At 34.2% G+C, this 16,713-nt stretch carries 15 protein-coding genes; 6 read left to right on the top strand and 9 right to left on the bottom strand.

The features are described from left to right. Positions 1-70 precede the first annotated feature (70 nt). The 4 genes from RMO70_RS14330 to RMO70_RS14345 all read right to left on the bottom strand — a co-directional run bounded on the left by RMO70_RS14330 (position 71) and on the right by RMO70_RS14345 (position 4,467). A complete protein-coding gene (locus tag RMO70_RS14330) occupies positions 71-1,024 on the bottom strand; it encodes a transketolase C-terminal domain-containing protein (RefSeq protein ID WP_310557124.1) in 954 nt (317 codons plus the stop codon). Between the two features lie 88 nt (positions 1,025-1,112). Next, entirely contained in the window at positions 1,113-1,958 is an 846-nt protein-coding gene (locus RMO70_RS14335; protein ID WP_310557125.1) for a transketolase, read from the bottom strand. A gap of 140 nt (positions 1,959-2,098) precedes the next feature. Beyond that, entirely contained in the window at positions 2,099-2,818 is a 720-nt protein-coding gene (locus RMO70_RS14340; RefSeq protein ID WP_310557126.1) for a glycosyltransferase family 2 protein, read from the bottom strand. A gap of 5 nt (positions 2,819-2,823) precedes the next feature. Beyond that, on the bottom strand, positions 2,824-4,467 hold the full coding sequence (locus RMO70_RS14345) for a glycosyltransferase family 39 protein (protein ID WP_310557127.1): 1,644 nt from the start codon (positions 4,465-4,467) through the stop codon (positions 2,824-2,826). Between the two features lie 194 nt (positions 4,468-4,661). Here RMO70_RS14345 and tgt point away from each other — a divergent pair, with 194 nt between their 5' ends. The 5 genes from tgt (at position 4,662) to dnaB (ending at position 10,603) form a co-directional block, all read left to right on the top strand. Further along, positions 4,662-5,792, top strand: coding sequence for a tRNA guanosine(34) transglycosylase Tgt (gene tgt / locus RMO70_RS14350; protein WP_310557128.1), 1,131 nt, complete (start codon positions 4,662-4,664; stop codon positions 5,790-5,792). A gap of 76 nt (positions 5,793-5,868) precedes the next feature. Continuing rightward, positions 5,869-6,954, top strand: coding sequence for an LptF/LptG family permease (locus RMO70_RS14355; protein ID WP_310557129.1), 1,086 nt, complete (start codon positions 5,869-5,871; stop codon positions 6,952-6,954). Beyond that, positions 6,941-7,825: a DMT family transporter gene (locus tag RMO70_RS14360; RefSeq protein WP_310557130.1), complete on the top strand. Its 885-nt coding sequence runs from the start codon at positions 6,941-6,943 to the stop codon at positions 7,823-7,825. Before RMO70_RS14355 ends, RMO70_RS14360 begins: the two co-directional genes overlap by 14 nt. A 134-nt stretch (positions 7,826-7,959) precedes the next feature. Continuing rightward, the gene (locus RMO70_RS14365) at positions 7,960-8,913 is read left to right on the top strand and encodes an acetyl-CoA carboxylase carboxyltransferase subunit alpha (protein WP_310557131.1); all 954 of its coding nucleotides are present in this window, start codon (positions 7,960-7,962) and stop codon (positions 8,911-8,913) included. Positions 8,914-9,052: 139 nt separating this feature from the next. Further along, positions 9,053-10,603: a replicative DNA helicase gene (gene dnaB / locus RMO70_RS14370; RefSeq protein WP_310557132.1), complete on the top strand. Its 1,551-nt coding sequence runs from the start codon at positions 9,053-9,055 to the stop codon at positions 10,601-10,603. A 55-nt stretch (positions 10,604-10,658) separates the two neighbouring features. Here dnaB and RMO70_RS14375 read toward each other — a convergent pair whose 3' ends face one another. Further along, complete coding sequence (locus RMO70_RS14375; protein ID WP_310557133.1) at positions 10,659-11,015, bottom strand: VOC family protein; 357 nt, start codon at positions 11,013-11,015, stop codon at positions 10,659-10,661. Between the two features lie 224 nt (positions 11,016-11,239). On the opposite strand from RMO70_RS14375, the gene RMO70_RS14380 reads away from it, so the two are divergent. After that, positions 11,240-11,692 (top strand): DUF2589 domain-containing protein, encoded by a 453-nt coding sequence (locus RMO70_RS14380; RefSeq protein WP_310557134.1) that lies wholly within the window; start codon positions 11,240-11,242, stop codon positions 11,690-11,692. Positions 11,693-11,794: 102 nt separating this feature from the next. Here RMO70_RS14380 and RMO70_RS14385 read toward each other — a convergent pair whose 3' ends face one another. The 4 genes from RMO70_RS14385 to RMO70_RS14400 form a co-directional block, all read right to left on the bottom strand. Beyond that, positions 11,795-12,307, bottom strand: a complete 513-nt coding sequence (locus RMO70_RS14385; protein WP_310557135.1) for a hypothetical protein — start codon at positions 12,305-12,307, stop codon at positions 11,795-11,797. Positions 12,308-12,472: 165 nt separating this feature from the next. Further along, positions 12,473-13,093 carry a T9SS type A sorting domain-containing protein gene (locus RMO70_RS14390; RefSeq protein WP_310557136.1) on the bottom strand — a complete coding sequence of 207 codons (621 nt, stop codon included), beginning with the start codon at positions 13,091-13,093 and terminating at the stop codon, positions 12,473-12,475. A 63-nt stretch (positions 13,094-13,156) separates the two neighbouring features. Beyond that, positions 13,157-15,688: a hypothetical protein gene (locus RMO70_RS14395; protein WP_310557137.1), complete on the bottom strand. Its 2,532-nt coding sequence runs from the start codon at positions 15,686-15,688 to the stop codon at positions 13,157-13,159. A 100-nt stretch (positions 15,689-15,788) separates the two neighbouring features. Further along, positions 15,789-16,712 (bottom strand): formyltransferase family protein, encoded by a 924-nt coding sequence (locus tag RMO70_RS14400; protein ID WP_310557138.1) that lies wholly within the window; start codon positions 16,710-16,712, stop codon positions 15,789-15,791. Position 16,713: the final 1 nt, after the last annotated feature.

Below are 16,713 nucleotides of genomic sequence, written 5' to 3' on the forward strand. Positions count from 1 at the left end.
TCATAACTTAGTACAATAAAAAATGCCATCAAGTTTATAACGAGATGGCATTTTTTAGTTTTATTGAATTTTACTTTCTTTTCATTACTCTTTCAACCGCTTCAACGATAGCTTGGTTGTTTAGTTTGTATTTTTCCATTAGTTGTTCTGGTGTTCCGCTTTCACCAAAAGAATCATTTACAGCCACAAATTCTTGAGGCTTTGGATTGTTTAAGGCAAGAACTCTAGCAACACTTTCTCCAAGTCCTCCTAAAAAATTATGTTCTTCAGCAGTTACAATACAACCTGTTTTAGCAACCGATTTTAAAATGGCTTCGTCGTCTAAAGGTTTTATAGTATGAATATTAATTACTTCTGCTGAGATTCCTTTAGCTTCTAATGCTTCGGCAGCAATTAAAGCTTCCCAAACCAAATGACCTGTGGCTACAATAGTCACATCGGTTCCTTCGTTTAGTAATATCGCTTTTCCAATTTCAAATTTTTCGTCAGCTGGCATAAAGTTAGGCACAACAGGACGCCCAAAACGCAAATAAACTGGTCCGTGATGATCAGCAATGGCTAAAGTTGCGGCTTTGGTTTGATTGTAATCGCAAGTATTGATTACGGTCATTCCAGGGAGCATTTTCATAAGTCCAATGTCTTCCAGAATTTGGTGTGTGGCTCCATCTTCGCCTAAAGTTAAACCAGCGTGTGAAGCACAAATTTTTACATTTTTATCAGAATAAGCAACCGATTGACGTATTTGATCGTACACTCTACCAGTCGAAAAGTTAGCAAATGTTCCCGTAAATGGAATTTTCCCACCTATGGTTAAACCCGCTGCAATTCCAATCATGTTAGCTTCGGCAATTCCAATTTGGAAAAAACGTTCTGGATGATTTTTCTTGAACTCATCAAATTTTAGTGACCCTATTAAATCAGCACAAAGTGCTACTACTTTTTCATTTTTTTGACCTAATTCGGTCATTCCAGCTCCAAAACCCGAACGAGTGTCTTTACTTCCTGTATTTGTATATTTTTTCATTTCTTTAAATTAAAAGATTAAAAGATTTAAAAATTGAAAGATTTAGAAGTATTTCTGAAATCTACAATCTGAAATCTACAATCTAAAATTAATAGTCTCCTAAAGTTTCTGGATTCTGTGCTAATGCATTTGCTAGTTGTTCATCATTAGGTGCTTTTCCGTGCCAAGCGTGCGAATACATCATATAATCCACACCATTTCCCATTTCAGTATGTAGTAAAACGCAAACAGGTTTTCCTTTACCAGTTTTAGATTTGGCTTCGGTCATACCCGTTAGGATCGCTTGAATGTCATTTCCTTCTTTGATATCTATAACTTCCCAATCGAATGCTTCAAATTTGGCACGAATGCTTCCCATATGTAATACTTCATCAGTAGTACCATCAATTTGCTTTCCATTAAGGTCAATGGTTGCTATCAGATTGTCAACTTTTTTAGCTGAAGCATACATAATAGCTTCCCAATTTTGACCTTCTTGCAACTCACCATCACCGTGTAGTGTATATATTATATGGTTGTCATTATTAAGTTTTTTGGCTTGTGCAGCACCAATAGCTACTGACATTCCTTGCCCTAAAGATCCTGAAGCTATTCGAACACCCGGCAAACCTTCGTGTGTGGTTGGATGCCCTTGCAAACGGGTGTTTAGTTTTCTAAATGTTGCCAATTCTGCAACTGGAAAATAACCGCTACGTGCTAAAACACTATAAAAAACAGGTGATATGTGACCGTTTGATAGAAAAAATAAATCTTCTCCTATTCCGTTCATATCAAAACCTTCGTTGCGTTTCATTAGATTTTGGTATAGTGCCACAAAAAATTCTGCGCAACCAAGCGAACCTCCTGGATGACCTGAATTTACTGCGTGTACCATTCGAAGGATATCTCTTCGAACTTGGATTGTTAAATCGTGTAGTTGTTGTGTGTTAGACATTGTATCGTGTTAAATTAATTTGCCATCAAAAGTAATTTTATTTTTGGCTAGTGGCAAATGATTTTTTTAGAAGTTGTGAAATCTTTTGAACAAAAAACTTAAGTTCAGAAAAAATGATTGAATAGTAATGCTATTTAAGATTAATTCAATTTCAAAAATCCGTATTTTACAATACAAAACAAAGCTCTAAAACCATCTTTCCAACCTATTTTTTTGCCTTCTTCATATGTTCGTCCATAATAAGAAATTCCTACTTCATAAATCCTGATTTTAGGAATTCGGGATATTTTGGCAGTAATTTCGGGTTCAAAACCAAATCTGTTTTCATTGAGTTTGATGTTCTGAATCAAATCCGTTTTAAACACTTTGTAACACGTTTCCATATCTGTCAAATTTAAATTGCTAAACATATTGGATAATGTAGTTAAAAATTTGTTTCCAATGGTATGCCAAAAAAACAAAATCCGATGTGCATTACCTCCCATAAACCGGGAACCATAAACGACATCGGCAAAATCATCAATAATAGGTTTTAAAAGCAAATTATATTCTTCAGGATTGTACTCTAAATCAGCATCCTGAATTATTAAATAGTCACCTGTTGCTTTATTAATTCCAGTATGAAGTGCTGCGCCTTTTCCTTTATTTACGTCGTGTTTAAAATACTGAATATTCAAATCCTTATTTTGAGATATATAACTGTTTATGGCTTCTTCTGTATTGTCTTTGGAACAATCATTTACAATTATAATTTCTTTTTCAATATTGTTTAAAAGAGTCGTCCTTTTGACTTTATCTAAAATAAAATGTATGGTTGCACCTTCGTTATAAGCAGGAATTATGATGGATAATTTTTTCATTTTGTTTAGTTTTCAACTTTAATTAGAAATTTATGATTCAATTCTTTTTCTCTTTTGTCTGCAAGAAGAAACTTGGGTTTTAATCGAGTTATTGGGTAATCTACAAAAGAGATTTTTTTAGTTATTTTTAACTTCAAACTAGATATTTCAGTCAAATTTTCTTGACTTAGATATAACCAAAATGGTGTTTTAACCCCCATAAGTTGCTCTTTGTTTACTACTTTTGTAAAAGGGTTTTTGGTATAAAAATTGAAGGAATGTGATGGGAAAGTATATAGTAAAACTTGCTCGTTTTTAATGTTTTTATCAGCCCATTTCCCAGCCATAGAATCGGATTGAAAAGTGAGTAATTTAGGGTAAAAAACAAAGGAGAAAAACAGATTAAGTACAACAACCAAACCAATCAATTGGGCTACTGAGTTTTGGTGTGATTTTCTGTAATAATTCAAGAAAAATACTTGAATGATAATACAAATGAAAATCCAAAATGTGACTTCTTTGAATAAAAAAACGGGATAAACAATAAACAACGCTAGGATTACAAACCCCAATGTAAGATGAAAAATTTTCCAATTTCTCCAAATTTTTTCCTTTATATTCGAAAAATACTCGGCTAAAAGTAGTGCTCCAAATGGGAAAGTGACAAACACATAATGCGGTAATTTGTATTTTGATGCAGATAACATTGCAAATAGTGCTATAAAACCTACGAAACTTATAATTTCAGGAGTTGGCTTTTTTGCAAAAAATAAGTTTTTTACTTTAAAAAACAGTGCAAAACAAAGTGGCAAAAACCAAGGAAAAAAATCCCAAAGACTTGAAGTAATAAAAAATGACCACGGTTTGTTATTGTCCCAAACACTTTCACCAGTTATTCTTCCAAAACTTTGTAACCAATAATAAAAATACAACCCTTTTTGCCCTTTTACTCCGTTGGTTATTTTGTCAGGTTGCAAATCGAATTGTGTGTATAATCCATACGACATTGGAATTAGCAAAACACCAACAATTAGTAAAACTAAAAGCCATCGAAAACTAAAAATCGAATTCCATTTTTTATGATACAATAAATGAATTCCAATAGGCATTAGTATAGCAACAAGCCCAATAGGTCCTTTAGATAGCATCGCCAAACCAATGAAAACGGAGCCAAATACAAGATTTTTTATTCTTCCTTTGACAAAATACTCAGAAAAAAGCCATATTGAAATGATGACACTAGAAGTTAATAGTCCATCGGTTCGAACATCATTTGTCATTAAAAAATAAGCTTGAGCAGATGCTAAAATAAGTATTGCATTTTTGGCTATTTCTTGAGTATAATATAACAATGCAAATCGATAAACGGCATATAATGAAAACAATAAAAATAAAAAAGAAGGAAACTTGTAAGCAAAATTATTAATCCCAAAAACGGTACAACTTAGACTTGATAGCCAAAACAATAATGGTGGCTTGTCTAAATAATTGTATTCAAAATCTTTAACTTCCAGATACGAATTTGTGACTGACATTTGTGCTGATATACTGGCATATTGCGCAGCATCTATCTTCATAATATCTAGGAACAAATTATTACAATAAATCAAGAATATAAGAAGTAGTATCCCTTTTTCAAATTTTGTAAACTGATTAAAAAATGGTATCATTAAATTTATATTTTTACAAAGAAACGAATACGAATAATAGCAGCATTTTATGTTTTTGTAAAAAAAAAGTTAAGCAGTATGTGCTTTTGGATTGAAAATTTTAAATATAATATGATAAAACATTCCTAAATTTTCAAATTATCTAATTTTCAAATTATCTAATTAACTTATATTTGCCAACAGAAATAAGATATATGAAGTTCGATTTACTTAAAAAAGACCCACAAACTAGCGCCAGAGCTGGAACAATAACTACAGATCACGGCGTTATTGAAACCCCAATTTTTATGCCTGTTGGAACCGTTGCATCGGTAAAAGGAGTGCACCAAAGAGAATTAAAAGAAGAAGTTAACCCCGATATTATACTAGGAAATACCTATCATCTGTATTTACGACCAAAATTAGATATTCTTGAAAAAGCGGGCGGATTACATAAGTTTATGAATTGGGATCGTAATATATTGACCGATTCTGGTGGTTACCAAGTGTATTCGCTTTCTGCCAATAGAAAGATTAAGGAAGAAGGCGTAAAGTTTAAATCGCATATTGATGGTTCGGTTCATTTTTTTTCGCCCGAAAATGTAATGGAAACCCAACGCACTATTGGTGCCGATATTATTATGGCTTTTGACGAGTGTACTCCTTATCCGTGTGATTATAGGTATGCGCAACGCAGTATGCACATGACCCACCGTTGGCTAGACCGATGCATCAATCATTTAGATAAATTGCCATACAAATATGGATTTGAACAAACATTTTTCCCGATAGTTCAAGGAAGTACATACAAGGATTTGCGAATGCAATCAGCAGAATATATTGCCAATTCGAACCAAAAAGGGAATGCCATTGGTGGACTTTCTGTAGGTGAACCAGCTGAAGAAATGTATGCTATGACCGAAATAGTAACCGCAATTCTTCCTGAAGACAAGCCACGTTATTTAATGGGAGTGGGAACACCAATTAATATTTTAGAGAACATTGCCTTAGGAATTGATATGTTTGATTGTGTGATGCCAACCAGAAATGCTCGTAATGGAATGCTATTCACAGCAAACGGAACAATCAATATTAAAAACAAAAAGTGGGAAGCCGATTTTTCTCCAGTGGATGAAATGGCATACACTTATGTGGATACCGAATATACGAAAGCCTATTTGCGCCACCTTTTTGCTGCTAATGAATATTTAGGAAAGCAAATTGCAACCATTCATAATCTAGGTTTTTATATGTGGTTGGTTCGTGAGGCTAGAAAACATATCTTAGCTGGCGATTTTAGAGAATGGAAAGAAATGATGGTTAAAAATATGAGCCAACGATTGTAATTTTATGGATTTATGGATTCTGTTATATTTGTAAGCCGAATAAACGAATAATCGAACAATCAAATAAATTTTCAAAATGTTAACAATAATAGACAAGTACATACTTAAAAGATATTTAGCTACATTTAGTGTGATGTTGCTATTGTTTATTCCAATCGGGATTATAGTTGATGTATCTGAAAAAGTAAATAAAATACTTGAAAACAAAGTTCCTTTTGGCAAAGTTGCGGCTTACTACGTTGATTTTGTAATCTATTTTACTAATTTTTTGTTTCCTATTTTCTTATTTTTATCCATAATTTGGTTTACTTCAAAATTGGCAAACAATACCGAAATTATAGCTATTTTAAGCTCAGGAATTTCGTTTAGTCGTTTTTTAAGACCATATCTTATAGGAGCTGTTCTGGTTTCTATATTTGCACTTTTATTAGGATTTTTTCTTGTACCAAAAGCTAGTGAAGGATTCAAGAATTTCAGATACATGTATTTGATGGGTAACGGGCGAAATGAGATGCGAGAAACCAATGATGTTTACAGACAAATTAGTGATACAGAGTTTATATATGTAAGTAATTTTAATCAAACGGATAATACAGGTTATAATTTTGTCTATGAAAAGTTTGATAAAGAAAAATTAGTTCATAAAATCTCTGCTAACTCTATAAAGTGGAACGAAAAACAAAAAAATTATACATTATACAATTTTAACAAAAGAACAGTAGGAGCCTTGAATGATAAAATTGAATTTCTTAACTCAAAAGATATGAAATTTAATTTTGACTTAGAAGATTTGACTCCCGTTGTCTATATTGCTGAAACATTAGGATTGACAGAATTAGATAATTTTATTGAGAAAGAACGGAAACGAGGATCTTCAAATATAAATACATATTTAGTTGTAAAATACCGAAGATATAGTATTCCTATTTCTGCATTTATACTTACCATAATTGCAGTATCAGTTTCGTCAATGAAACGTCGAGGTGGAATGGGAATTAATTTAGCAATTGGAATATCACTAGCGTTCGTATATGTTTTTTTAGATAAAATTTTTAGTATTTTAGCTGAAAAATCAACCTTTTCCCCACTAATAGCTGTATGGATTCCAAATATTGTTTTTGGAATATTAGCCATTATATTACTTCGAAATGCCAAACGATAATTTAAAGAGCCATTTGAATCTCCACTTAATTGTATTTATTTGGGGTTTTACAGCGGTTTTAGGAGCCTTAATATCAGTTAAAGATGCTTCTTTAGTTTGGTATAGAATGCTATTAGCAGGTTTGTTCTTGTTCCTTTTTTTACTTTACAAAAAAAAATCAGTACGCTTGCCGTTTCGATCAGCAATTCATTTGATTTTGGTAGGTTTTCTAATTGCGATACATTGGATATTTTTCTTTAAAGCCATTACGATTTCAAATGTTTCCATAACACTGGCAATGTTTTCGGTAGGTGCATTTATGGCTTCCATTCTTGAGCCCTTGTTTTATAAAAGAAAAATGCTTTGGTATGAAGTCTTTTTTGGGTTAATTATTATTGCGGGTTTGAGTATTATTTTGAAAGTCGAAATTAATTATCTTGAAGGAATGCTTTGCGCACTTTTTTCGGTTTTTATAGGTGTAATATTCACATTATTAAATGGAAAGTTAATCCAGAAATACGATTCAACAGTAATTGCTTTGTATGAATTTTTTGCAGGATTCTTTTTAGTGACCATTTATCTATTCTTTCAAGGTACATTTACAAAACATTTTTTTCAAATAACCAGTAATGATTGGATATTAATTCTAATTTTATCCTCAATATGTACTGCGTATGCGTTTACAGCATCTGTAAATGTGATGAAAAAATTATCTCCATATACGGTAATGCTAACCACAAATTTGGAACCTGTTTATGGAATTTTCCTAGCCTATTTTATTATCGGTAATGAAGAAAAAATGAGTTCTTCTTTTTATATTGGAGCCCTAATTATTTTAATAACCGTTATTTTAAACGGAATTGTTAAGAATTATTACAAACAAAAAAACTAATATATTCCCGTCTTAATTTTTTAAGTAATAAGGTTTCTATACTATTAAATTAAAATCTTTCAAACGATAATTTTTCAATATTTAAATTTAAAACTATCTTTGCTGTTCAAACCGAAACAAAACAATCAAGTCTTATGGAATATTTAGATTTTGAACTCCCTATTAAAGAATTAGAAGACCAATTAGACAAATGTCAAGTTATAGGGCAAGAATCCGATGTTGATGTTACAGAAACCTGCAAACAAATCAATTTAAAACTCGAGGAAACCAAAAAGAAAATATACGAAAACCTAACGGCTTGGCAACGTGTACAGCTGTCACGTCACCCAAATCGACCTTATACATTAGAACACATTAAAGCTTTATGTGGTGATACTTTTTTAGAACTTTTTGGTGACAGAAATTTCAAAGATGATAAAGCAATGGTGGGTGGTTTAGGAAAAATTGGTGACCAATCTTTTATGATTGTTGGGCAACAAAAAGGAATAAATACCAAGATGCGCCAATACCGTAATTTTGGAATGGCAAATCCTGAGGGTTATCGTAAAGCATTGCGATTAATGAAAATGGCCGAGAAGTTTAATATCCCAGTTCTAACCTTAGTAGATACTCCAGGAGCATTTCCAGGAATCGAAGCTGAAGAAAGAGGACAAGGTGAAGCTATAGCCAGAAACATTTTAGAAATGATTCGTCTAAAAGTGCCTGTTATCGTTGTAATTGTTGGAGAAGGAGCTTCAGGGGGTGCTTTAGGAATAGGTGTTGGAGATCGAGTTTATATGATGGAAAATACTTGGTATTCTGTAATATCCCCAGAGTCATGTTCGTCCATTTTATGGAAAAGTTGGGAATACAAGGAACAAGCTGCTGAAGCGTTAAAACTGACTTCTGCAGATATGAAAAGGCAAAACCTTGTAGACGATATCATACCAGAACCATTAGGTGGAGCTCATTATGACAGACAAACCGCTTTCAAATCGGTAAAAGAATATGTTCTCAAAGGATATAATGAATTGAAAGATTTATCAACAACGGAGTTAGTAGCTCAAAGAATGGATAAATACAGCAAGATGGGAGAATTCAAGGAGTAAAAATCGTACTTTTATTGTATAATCCGAAGCCTAGTGGTTTCGGATTTTTTTTTGGTTATCAACAAAAAAAAATACTTATAAACAATTATTATTGACAATTCAAAAATAATATTTTTTATTTTTAAACTAAATTCGCAGTATGGAAAATTTCAAAAATATAAACCCAGTAAGAGTAGATAAAACTACGATTATAAACCTAGAAAAAGGAAAGCTACCTCCACAAGTTCTCGATTTAGAAGAAGCAGTGCTTGGTGCGATGATGATTGATAAAAAAGGGGTTGATGAGGTAATTGATATTTTGCAACCCGATGCATTTTACAAAGATGGGCACAAATTTATTTTTGAAGCCATTGTGACTTTGTTTAATGATTCGCAACCTGTTGATTTATTAACAGTTTCGGCACAATTAAAAAAAATGGCCAAACTGGATTTAGCAGGTGGCGATTTTTATCTTATTCAGCTTACACAAAAAATATCCTCTTCGGCACATATTGAGTTTCACTCCAGAATCATCCTTCAGAAATACATTCAACGAAGTTTGATAAAAATATCCTCCGAAATTATTGAAGAATCCTATGACGAGACGACTGATGTTTTTGATTTGTTAGACAAGGCAGAATCAAAATTGTATGAAGTCACACAAGGAAACATCAAACGAAGTTCAGAAACGGCTCAAAGTTTAGTAATTCAAGCCAAAAAGCGAATTGAAGAAATTGCTGGAAAAGAAGGACTTTCAGGAATTGCAACAGGTTTCGAAAAATTAGATAAAATAACATCAGGCTGGCAACCTTCAGATTTAATTATTATTGCAGCGCGTCCTGGTATGGGTAAAACGGCCTTTGTTTTATCGATGGCAAGAAATGTGGCTATCGATTTTGGTCATGCAGTAGCATTATTCTCTCTAGAAATGTCTTCTGTACAATTAATAACACGTCTTATCTCTTCAGAAACAGGTTTGTCTTCAGAAAAATTAAGAACAGGAAAACTTGAAAAACACGAATGGGAACAATTAAGTGTTAAGGTAAAAGATCTTGAAAAAGCCCCTTTGTATATCGATGATTCTCCTTCACTGTCAATATTTGATTTACGAGCTAAAGCCCGTCGTTTGAAATCGCAACACGATATAAAAATTATTATTGTAGATTATCTTCAACTAATGACTGCTGGCGGAAACGGAAAAGGACCAGGAAATCGGGAGCAAGAAATTTCTACCATTTCTAGAAACTTGAAAGCATTGGCTAAAGAATTGGAAGTACCAGTTATTGCTTTGTCACAACTTTCTCGTGCGGTGGAAACTCGTGGTTCTAGCAAACGACCATTGCTTTCTGATCTTCGTGAATCTGGAGCGATTGAGCAAGATGCCGATATTGTTTCGTTTATATACCGTCCAGAATATTACAAAATTGACGAATGGGATGACGACGAACACTCACCAACACAAGGGCAAGCCGAGTTTATCATTGCAAAACACCGTAATGGAAGTTTAGAAAACGTGCGATTGAAATTTATTGGAAACTTAGGTAAGTTTGACAACCTAGAAGATTACTCAACTGGTGATGATTACTTACCATCAACTATGAATTTAGGGCAAGATGACAATCCTTTTCAAACTAAAAATTTACCTAGTGCTAATGAAGCTTTTGGTAGCAATTTGAATAATTTTGATGACGATAGTGATGTGCCTTTTTAAGATTTAATTTTTGTAAACTTATTCTAGATACATTTACTTTCTTTATACAATTAATTTATATGCTTTGTCCAAAAGTGAGTAAATTATTATCAGGATCTAGCATTGAAAATTCTTTTTGCCCCCAAGGTTTTATTTGCAAATGTCCCGCTGGGTGAATGCATAAATTATTGTCTAACATTGTTTGATATAATTTATCAATGTTATCGGTGCGCACATACACTTGACTATAATTTTCCTTCGGATTGATTTCTTTAAACTCAAAAAAATGAATTTGAATCGAATCTTTTTGCACCATTAAGTAACCATCAAAGTCAGTATTTCCGAATTCCTGAAAGTCTAATTTATTTAGATAAAAGTCCCTCGTAATGCCTTTATTACGCATTGGTAATTTCGGATTGATATCTGTAAACATAATTTATTGGTTTTATGTTATAGTTTAAAACTATTTATGTTGGTGTGTTTTCCTTTCAGGTTCTAATTTAAGAATGATGAAACATTATGATAAACCAAAGTTATGCATTTGATTTTAAGTTTTTATATCTTAGAGACACAATTTTAATCATTAATACTCAAATTACTAAAATACAATTTAGTATATTTGAGTATAAGACTAACATTATAAAAAAATAGTAATCGATGGATTCAGGAAAAAAGAAATCAAAAAAAAATACTAAGCTAATCAATTCATTATCAGGCATTTTTGATGATGTTTTGCAACGTAAAGAGCATTTAATTACTTCGCAATTGAACACTATGTTAAATACCTATTTTGATAAAAAATTAAATGATGACGGACAAGAAGTTTATGCGCCCAAACAGGTAATAATGGAATTAACAAATCAAGTGATTGTTCCACCAGTAAAAGCAGGAGATGAACCAACCATACAAAATTTCACTACACAATTTAAAGTGCCATTAATCACTTTGGTTCCTCACAATTACTTATTGATCGAAAATACTAATATAGATAGTAATGGCAAAATAACCATTGAAACTAGTGATCAAAATCCTTTACCTTCGGGGTTATTAACTATTCTTGATGCCTATACGAAATTAATAACGCCAATACAATTGCCTGCTAATTTTTAATAAACTAAAAACTGCACCAAAAAAGTTTTTGGTGCAGTTTATTTATACTTTTTTGTCAAATAATCCGTATTAATTATTTAGGACTAGTCCTAGATTTGATTACTATTCTTTAACTAACTGAAAATTAAATAAAGAAATCGTCTGATTTCCAACAGTTTCACTTTTTGGTAAGTTGTTGTAATCAAAATTTTTATTGTAGTTCCATTCTGCGCTATGTAAATTGCAATCCTCTGGCGATAAATAGATAAAGCTACTATAGGTTTTATAACCAGCTGCCTTAATTTCTACTTGTACTTTTTCCATTCTTTTTCCAGATCTTGCAAATCCTGAAAGAATGGCATAGTCACCGTTTGTAGTAACTATTTCTTTAGTAGTACTAAATAATCTATTTTTTTTAGTTTTCACTACCATTTTACAATTTGCAATGGGTTGAAAAGTAATAGCATCAACTATATTTCCTTTTAATTTTATTTTTGAAGAAGTACCTGAAAGTGGTAATAAGTCAATGGCAGTGCTTTTTTGTTTTGATTCGTTAGCATATACGTCAGTACCTGAAAAAGCTAAAACACCGGTAGTTACGATGCTTGCTTGTTTGATAAATAATCTTCTTTCCATAATTTGTGTAAGTGTTTAATTGTATTATTTATTAATAAAAAATAAAAAGATGTTATTAAAATTAACATTTTTTCTATAGTTTGAGACAATTTTATCGTACTATTTATAAAATAACTGAAGACTGTCATATTTTAAGACAGCCTTCAGTTTTATATATTAAAATAATTATTTTTTAATCACTAATTTTTGAGTACTAATGTTTATACCTTTAGTACCTTTTACAAAGTAAGTACCATCGCTTAATTCGTCAATGTTTATTGCATTTACAACATTTGCTTTTATTGTAAAGGTTCTAACTACTTGACCTAATTGATTAAAAATTAAAAGATCTCCATTAGTATCAGAATCAATATTCACGATACCACTGTTTGGATTAGGATATAAATTGAATTTTGAAAACAATTCAAAATTTTCATTACCTAAGGTAACAACATCTACACACGTAGAAGTTACAGTACATCCTCCAAGAGTAATAACTACTTCATAAAGTCCTGCAACTGTTGGAGTATAGCTTCTATTTGTTTCTCCAGTTAACAATACATCTGGTGTACCACATTGGTACCATTGGTAAGTGGCACCAGTTTGAATTGCTTGTAATACTCCTAAATTTAATGTTACTCCAGCATCTGGCGAAGGATTTATAGTTACAGTTGTTCCTGCCGATGTAGCTGATGTACAACCACCGCTAGTAACAGCAACGGTATAATTTCCACCAGTTGATACTGAAATAGACTGTGTTGTTGCACCAGTTGACCAAACATTTCCAGTAGCTGATGAAGAAGTCAAAGTAACACTTCCGCAAGCACAAAATGTATTAGAACCGCCAGCAGAAATAGTTGGTGTTGCAGGCTACGGATTCACAGTAACGGTTGTTCCTGCCGATGTAGCTGATGTACAACCACCGCTAGTAACAGCAACGGTATAATTTCCACTAGTTGATACTGAAATAGACTGTGTTGTTGCACCAGTAGACCATACATTTCCAGTAGCTGACGAAGAAGTCAAAGTAACACTTCCGCCAGCACAAAATGTAGTAGAACCGCCAGCAGAAATAGTTGGTGTTGCAGGCAACGGATTCACAGTAACAATTGTTCCAGCTGATGTAGCCGAAGTACAACCACCGCTTGTTACTGCTACAGTATAAGTCCCTGATGTTGAAACTGTAATAGATCGCGTAGTCGCTCCTGTTGACCATACATTTCCAGTAGCTGATGAAGAAGTCAAAGTAACACTTCCGCCAGCACAAAATGTAGTAGAACCGCCAGCTGAAATAGTTGGTGTTGCTGGTAATGGATTCACTATAACCGCAGTTCCTGCTGATGTAGCCGAAGTACAACCACCGCTAGTTACTGCCACAGTATAAGTTCCTGATGTTGAAACTGTAATAGATTGCGTAGTCGCTCCTGTTGACCATACATTGCCTGTAGCTGACGAAGAAGTTAAAGTGACGCTTCCACCTGCACAGAAAGTGGTTGAACCACCTGCTGAAATAGTTGGTGTTGCTGGTAATGGAGTTACTGTCCCCGAAACAGCTATATTTCGTGTTGTTGCTCCTGTAGAAGTACAAGCTACATTACCTGATGGTGTTCCAGTGGCTGTTGTTGATAATCGAACATAAACAGTTGTAGCAGCCACTACGCCACTTGCTTGTGTTAGTGTTACTGATGCAGCATAACCACTACCTGCTGTTAGAGAAACCTCAAAGCCAGTAGGTGCTGTAACAGTTATATTAGCACTAAGTCCAGAACCACTCGCAGTAAAACTTTGAGATGCTGATACTGCGCCGGTACAGCTAGTAAATGCAGTAGTTGTTCCTGTCGTTACAATAGTTGGAACTGAACCATAAATTTTTGCTACCCATACATCGGATGTTCCTGCACTTGTTAGTGAAATAGCATTGCCATTAGAGGATGGCGTCCAGCTCACAGTTCCTGTATTGAATTGACCAGTAGCATACACTGTTCCTGAAGTGTTTCGCGCTGCACAAACCCCTCTTGCTTGGTCTACTGTAGTCCCACTATCGACACCTTGTATTGCCCAAACTCCAGTACCATCAACTTTCAATGCAGCAACAAAAACTTCTTGATCTGTTCCGCTGGCAGTGACCTGTGTTGCGGGACCTGAGCCAAAATCAATAGTTCCGCCAGAAAACCAGCCTGCAATATATATGTTTCCATTGGCGTTGGTGTCGATGTCGTAAACACGATCAGTACCAGTTTGACCAAATGATTTTGCCCAAGAAAAGACGCCATTGGCAGGTGTTGCATTGGGTGTAAAACGGCCTACAAAAATATCATTAGTCCCTGCACTTGCTTGTGTTAATGCAACTAATCCCGGTAGATTACTTAGATCGCCTGACATTTGTCCAGCAAGAAAAATATCGTTAGTATTTGGGTCATAAACAATACCACCGCATTCATCAGAAGTACCTGTACCTCCGAAGCCAAAAGCACTTAAAAAAGCACCTGTTGTAGGGTTAATTTCTGTTAAGAAAATATCATTGTTACCACCTGCTGCTGGAATTGTTAATGAACCAAAAGCTACTGGGGCAGTACTGTTGTAGCTGCCACTAGCTGCAAGTCTGTTTAAATTTGTGTTGTAAGTTATGCCACTTCCAGATTGCCCAGCACCATCACCACCTGTTCCACCAGCTGTAGTAGCCCATTGCCATGCTCCAGCAGGATTCAATTTTCCAAAAAACACTTGTGCATCAGCTACAGCAATTTGTGGGAGTGCTCCTAGTGTAAACGTTCCGCTACACTGACCGCTTACATATACATTACCAGTCGGGTCTAAACACAACCCTTGTCCGCCATTTTGTGTAGTTGTACCTCCAAAAGTGTTTATCCATTGCCATGTACCTGTAGCGGTATCGAGTTTTCCAACAAAACCTCTTGTGGTTCCTGCATTTAAAGGGACTGTGCAAGTGGTACAGCTGCCCACTGGTGTAAAGGTTGCTGCTGCTAAACTAATTGCCAAATTACCCACTACATAAACGTTGGTTCCATCTGTTTTGATACTTCCAAAATTACCAGAACCATTATCACCAGAATTCTGAACGCCGCCACGTGCTACCCACTGAAATGCACCAGCAGCATTGTACTTTGATATAAATAAATCAGCACTGGTGCCATTTGCTGTAGCTGTAGTAGTTGCTCCGCTTGGATCAAAGTCTGCTGTACCTGTAAATGTGCCATAGACATAAGTATTACCAGCAGCATCAATACAAATGCTTCTGCCGGTTTCAACGCCAGAAGTCGAAGTACCGATACTAAAGACGGTTGGAGTGCCAGAAGTAGGTTGATTCCAGCCTACTACTTGTCCTTGTAAGGAGTATGCTAAAAATAAAAAACTTAGCACATAGTGTAAATGTTTTTTCATAAGAAGTTAATTTTAAAGATGATGTAAAAATAGTTGAATTTAATTGATATTAATTTTTAATGTTTAATTTTTGAATTGTAACAAAAATATATAATCTAGGTTAATCTAATTTTTCTCCTTTCCGTAAGCCAAATTGCGCCATTTTATGTCCAGAAAAGTAGCCTTCTTCAGAATAAACCACTTCTATTTTTATTGATTTTCCATCAGCACAAGCTATTATTAAACCATTGGACACATCCATAGCGATTACTGTACCAGCGGTTGTCTCACTTGGCACAGCCATAAAGGATAGCGATACATCGGTGATGCCGAAGGTCCAACCTTTATAGGAGGCTACTGCACCTTTTTGCCGTGGATTACAGGCTTTTGCGAGTGCTCGAACTTCTGTGGATGTCATTGTCTTCCAATCAATAAATAAATCTTCTGCTTTGGGTTGGCTATACCATTTTGCTTGTGTGGAATCCTGTTTTTTGGGGCTTAGTGTCTTGTTCATCAAACTTTGCAATAAAGTTGTTGTAAGTTCAAGACCTGCGTAGGCCAATTGTCCTATAAGCATTCCAAAACTAGCTTCGGGATAAATAGGTACTTCTTTCATAAGTAGTATATCTCCCGTATCTAAATTTTCATCTATTTGATGAACCGTTACACCTCCTGTTGATTCCCGATTTCGGATCATCCAAAATAAAGGATTAGTTCCTCTAAATTGCGGTAATGGTGCATAGTGAAAGTTAATAAATCCAAATCGTGGAATAGAAAGAACGCTTGCCGGAATTTTCCAAGGAAAAGTTTTTATAAATACAACATCGGGTTGGTGGTTTTGAAGCCATATACCGAGTGCACTTTCTAAATTATTCTTTGTAAATATTTGAAAAGGCGCTAACACGGAAGCACATTGTTTTTCTAACAACATTGTGGTTTCACTAACACGATCTGAAGTACCAACCGCCACAACCAATTGCTGTTGAAACAACAGTTGCATTGCGGGTAATCCCAATCGATCATTGCAGAGTATAGCTATTTTCATA

Source organism: Flavobacterium sp., assembly GCF_031422135.1.
GTDB lineage: Bacteria > Bacteroidota > Bacteroidia > Flavobacteriales > Flavobacteriaceae > Flavobacterium.